3 protein-coding genes are annotated in these 4,988 nt (G+C 56.0%); 1 reads left to right on the forward strand and 2 read right to left on the reverse strand.

The features are described 5' to 3' along the window. Positions 1-263 precede the first annotated feature (263 nt). A complete protein-coding gene (locus VGE80_RS08480) occupies positions 264-746 on the reverse strand; it encodes a hypothetical protein (protein WP_397569630.1) in 483 nt (160 codons plus the stop codon). Between the two features lie 543 nt (positions 747-1,289). On the opposite strand from VGE80_RS08480, the gene VGE80_RS08485 reads away from it, so the two are divergent. Continuing rightward, a complete protein-coding gene (locus VGE80_RS08485) occupies positions 1,290-2,306 on the forward strand; it encodes a hypothetical protein (RefSeq protein ID WP_373652581.1) in 1,017 nt (338 codons plus the stop codon). Between the two features lie 379 nt (positions 2,307-2,685). Here VGE80_RS08485 and VGE80_RS08490 read toward each other — a convergent pair. Further along, the coding region (locus VGE80_RS08490; RefSeq protein WP_440592344.1) for a PQQ-dependent sugar dehydrogenase at positions 2,686-4,988 on the reverse strand (2,303 nt) is incomplete at its 5' end.

Here is a 4,988-nt window from a genome sequence, read left to right on the forward strand (position 1 = left end):
CAAGTAGAGAATCAAGGCGCAGGAAGTCCGAACAGCGTCCTCACCACACGCCGTCCTCAGTCACAGGATCGCCGGTGCGTCGGGGACCAACGGAGATGAGAGAAACAGTTCAGGCCCGTTGAAGAAAATCCCTGCTCGATGGGAACAGGAACGGGCGCCTCCGGAGTGCCATACTTGGTGCGGGGGATGCGAATACCCCCCGTGCTCGATACCGCAGGGCGATATTCAGCGGGCCCTGTGTTATCGCCAAATTGTGTGGTCGCCTAGCCGATCGCGTTCAGCGTCCCGTCAACACGTCGGTGAAACGCAGGGCCAGCTTCCACCGGAGGTCGGGAGTAGATTTTCAAGCAGACCTGATTGTCATCAATCGTGCCGACCAGAGTCACAAATGACGAGTTCGTGCCACTACTCGAAGCACCGACGTTCCAGAGAAACTGGTCCACCTGCGTGAACAGGTCCGTCAACCGGCGAAAATCGAACTCGAATCCAATCAGTTGCGAGTGACCGTCGTCCTTACCTCCGACGATCTCTGTAAATCCGAGGTACAGCCGCGCTTCCCAGCCGCCATCTGTATATTCGCACTGCGAACCGACTCGTCCGACGCCGCGGAGGGGAGAAAACAGAGCGGCAGACTGGTGAACCAGCGCGGTCAACCATTCGGGTCGTCGTACGCGATCGCGCCGGTCCCGCTGATGAGTTTCCAGCTGTTTTAGTAGGTGTTGAACCAGCAAATGCGAATGGGCCAAGATGGCGGACTCCGGTTGAATGTGCTCTGGATCTCTGTCGAAATTGTCCTGCGAGATCCATCCCGCCTGAGGGCCATATTCCGGCCTGCCGCGTTTCAGTCAGCGACGAACTACATATCGGGTAAATCGCGGCGAAAGCCGAGTGTAAGTTTTCAGACTTAACGGCCCGGTTCCAGCCAGGGTGCAGTCAGGCGCCGTTTGCTGCCGTTCCGCAAATCTCGGGGGATGTGGATTCCATCGATTCTAACACCTGAACTCTCTCGCTTTCCCTGCAAAGTCTCCTCGTCTCCGCTAAACTCCTCACCATCCGTGTAATCTTTACAAGCTGGACATCACCCGCCTGATCTGAGAGAATGCGTTGCCGGGCCAATTTCGAAATCCATAAGAGATTTCGGCGTAAGAGATTCCGACTCAAAGAGTGTTCCGGCAGCTTTTGCCGAATGTGATTCGGTGCGACAGTTGCTTGAATTTTCCCTGCCCGATCGCGAATTGGCATGATGCCGATTCGACGAAAAATCCGCTTCATTCGATTTCGGAACCAGCATGGACGCTTTCTTCCGTGGATTACTTCTGATTGGCGCTCTCGCGTCGGTCGGCGCGACCTATCGCACTCCCAATTTTTCCGTCGATGCCCCGACACCGGATTTTGCCAAACAAGTCGGTGACGCTGCCGAAGTCTACCGTCGTGAGCTCGCCATTGAATGGACCGGCAAGCCGCTACCGGGAAACTGGAAGCACCCATGCCCCATCTCCGTAAAAGTCGGGTCGATGGGGGCAGGGGGAGCCACCACCTTTAACTTTCAAGGTGGTGAAGTCTACGGCTGGAAAATGGAGGTTCAGGGAAGCGAGCAACGCATTCTCGATTCCGTCCTTCCCCATGAAATCAATCACACAATCTTTGCCAGTCACTTCCGCCGCCCGCTACCACGCTGGGCTGATGAGGGAGCTGCGTCGCTGATCGAACACGACTCCGAACGAAACCGTCTTCGCGATATTCATTCCCGTGTGATGGGGACGCGACGGAAAATCCCGCTGCGAACGCTGCTTGATATCAAGAACTATCCGGAAGATAAGCAAGACGTTCTCACCCTCTACGCAGAAGGACATTCACTTGCGGATTTCCTGATCCAACACGCTGACAAGCCGCAGTATCTACGACTGATGGCTTTAGCACACGAACGGGGCTGGGAAGTCGCATTAAACCAGCTCTACGGGTTCCAGAGTATTGAATCACTGGAACGGGAATGGGATGACTGGGTCCTTGCGGGAAGTGCCAAACTGCCTGCCGGAACACAGATCGCCACACGAGACCGCAATCGGAACGACGGCCCGCTGATCCGTGGTCAGTCGCCTGACAACGAACCGAGACTGGGCGATCCTGAAGAGATTCATCCCTTCTCCCTCGACGCCGAACGAGACCTGGAAATCGCCCAGGTCCCCACTCGACGAAGCCGTGATGGAATGCAGGAACCTCTTTTCACCGTCAGAGCAGTCAACTCTGCCGCTGCCAAAGTCTCACAGAACCGGAAGGTCCAACAGCGTGACGATGAAGACCGCTGATCCGTCGGGGGCAGCCTGGTAACCTGCAGAGCCCGGCAAATTGTCTGAGATTTACCTTTAGAGCAAGCTTTTCACAGGACATCGCTGCGAACCGGATCTCTGCAGTGTCTAATCTGCGATAACCCAATTCCCCAGCAACGGCATCGGACGCGGGCGGCCTCGCACGACGATCGACCTGAGGATCCGTTCCTTGAGCAACTCATTCAAAGCTCAAGCGCTCGATGACGGGCCGGACCGCTCTTGCCAGGGCTGAGTGCTTGCAATCTTTACATGGGAACGGACTGGTCAATCAGTGGGCATCAATCAGTTGCCACAGTTCGACCAGTTAACACAGTTCGACACTTCGCGCTAATCGGAATCGAAATTGAGGGAAATGTTCCTATTCCCCAGTCGATGTCGTTTTCGATGACATGGTCAGACTTTTGATCCAGGCGCTCAGCATTTCGACCGCGGGCTGGTCAACGAGCGAAGTGGCGAGCTGCGGCATCTGACCCCGACCTCGCTTCGCGACGCGCTGGAGAATGACGGATCGCTCGGGGTGTCCCGGAGCGACGATGCGAGCGTCGGGCAATCCGAACTTGTCGTGGACCGGCACAGCGTCGATCACTTTCATCTGATCCAGTGCCGTCACAAATTCAAGCTGTATTTGTGAGTTACCACCTCCTGCTTCCACGTGACAGTTCGCGCAGTTGGCATGCAGGTACGACTTCGCTCGTAGTTCCAGCGGAGCGGCTTCATCATAGGGATTCACAAGACGCTCGAGTTCAGCGGGTGTTTTATCCAGTTTGAGTAATCCCAACCTCTGAAGCATTTCCAACTGATTCTCCAGCGGCAGGTCTCCATTCGCGGATGCCGATGTGCCATTGCTGGAAGGTTCGGAGCTTGCGCCTGCATGCAGCGGTAGATCAATGGCCGAGCGATTCATCTGGCCGGTGCTCAGTCCCAGCACAAAGCCTGCAGCTCGGCTATGGCACACCATGCACTCTGCACGACTGGGATAATGCCAGACCTGCTGACGCGTCCCCTCCGCAGTCTTGATCGTGAATTCCTGATCCATCCCTTCCTGGGAAACCAAAGCGGCATCCGTCTGTTCTTCGTTCCAACGGTATGAGTACCCCACCCATTCATTCTGCTGTTTTGTCAGAAAGCGGGTCTCGATCCAGCGGCGTGAATTCGGATCCCCTTCGATGAAATCCAGCGAGAACGATTTCACAATCACGGTGTCGTCGGGAAAATTCCAGCCGCGAGCCCCCGTAATTTCGATCCTGGACGAGTCTCCCGGAATGGCAATGAACCGCGCCTTGCCAGCTCCGTCAGACCACAGGGGTGCATTCACGTCGTAGGGAATCAGAGCGGGCTGAACAATGTGTCCCTTCACGGATTCAAAGAGACCGCTTTCGCTCAGCGTGCGAGGAAAGGGAACCGTATTGTCAGGGGGAGGAGTGGGGATGAGCGTGTAGAAGCCTCCTTCGCCGTTGCCCGCGTAATCGGCAACCAGAAACTCCCCTTTTGAATCAGTACCGAAGCCGGGGATATGGAACGGAGTGTCGACGAGTTCACGGTGCCAGAGCACGTTTGTTCCGTCATGTCGGGCTCCCCAGACCTTGCCTGTTGAATGATCCCCGTAAATATAAGCACCACGCAGTTCGGGCAGTTTCTGGCCGTAGTAAACAATACCACCGGTCAGTGAGCGGGCTTCCGAGTGGTGATGCTCGAGCGTCGGTTTGACATACGGGGCAGGGCCCATTTGCCGTTCCAGATAGAAAGGATAACTTCCCTCGAACACGGACCAGCCATAATTGTCACCCTTGCGGACGAAATAGACCTGCTCCCACAGATCCTGACCATTATTTCCGACCCACAGGTGTCCCGTCTGACGATCGACAGTCATTCTCCACGGATTACGTAGACCAAAAGCCCACGTTTCCGGTGCGATCCCGTCCCGACCAACGAATGGGTTATCACCAGGAACCGAGTAGTGCTTCCCTTCTTCGGGATGTTCGATATCGATTCGGAGCACTTTCGCCGTCAGGTGCGACATTTCCTGGCCGCGCAGGTTGGTATCACTGTCAGACGTCCCATCGCCTGAAGTCACGTAGAACATGCCGTCCAGACCGAACGCCATGGCAACGCCGTTGTGGCCGTCCGAGGGCCACTCAATAATCGTGGTCTTCGAGCTGACGTCCACTTCGTAGGGTGGTCGTGGATTGACCTTGTACCTCGAAATCCGGCAGTACTTTTCTCCTCCCGCAGTCACGGGCTCATTATGCCCGATGAAAACATAACCGTTCTGCTCGAACTGGGGATGAAAAAGCACATCGGTGGCGACGTTCCCCGGTTCTGACGGAATCACCGTTTCCAGTTCGGTGACATCAACCGAGTCTACAAACCGACGAATCAGTGTTGTTCCGGAAGGTCCGTCAAAGGTAATCGTCCACAGCCGGTCGCTGCCCGGTTGGTGGATGATCGAAACAGGGAAGTTGATTTTCAGTTGGGGATAGACGCGCTGCGTGGTATAGGGCAATGGGGGCTCAGGGGATCCAGTCACCCGTGACGTGGTCAGCTTCGGCAGCCCTTCGTCACCCCATCGCGAAACCCGTTTTGCGGTGGGCAATTGCTCTGCCGCGACCCACTCGGGGGCCAGATAAACGATGCCGATGATTGCAGCAACAAGTGTTCTCA

Source organism: Schlesneria sp., assembly GCF_036405755.1.
Taxonomy (GTDB): Bacteria; Planctomycetota; Planctomycetia; order Planctomycetales; family Planctomycetaceae; genus Schlesneria; species Schlesneria sphaerica.

Bases quoted from the DNA above. Each gene is read 5' to 3' on its own strand.
- VGE80_RS08485 (WP_373652581.1), top strand. From the start codon at position 1,290: ATGGACGCTTTCTTCCGTGGATTACTTCTGATTGGCGCTCTCGCGTCG.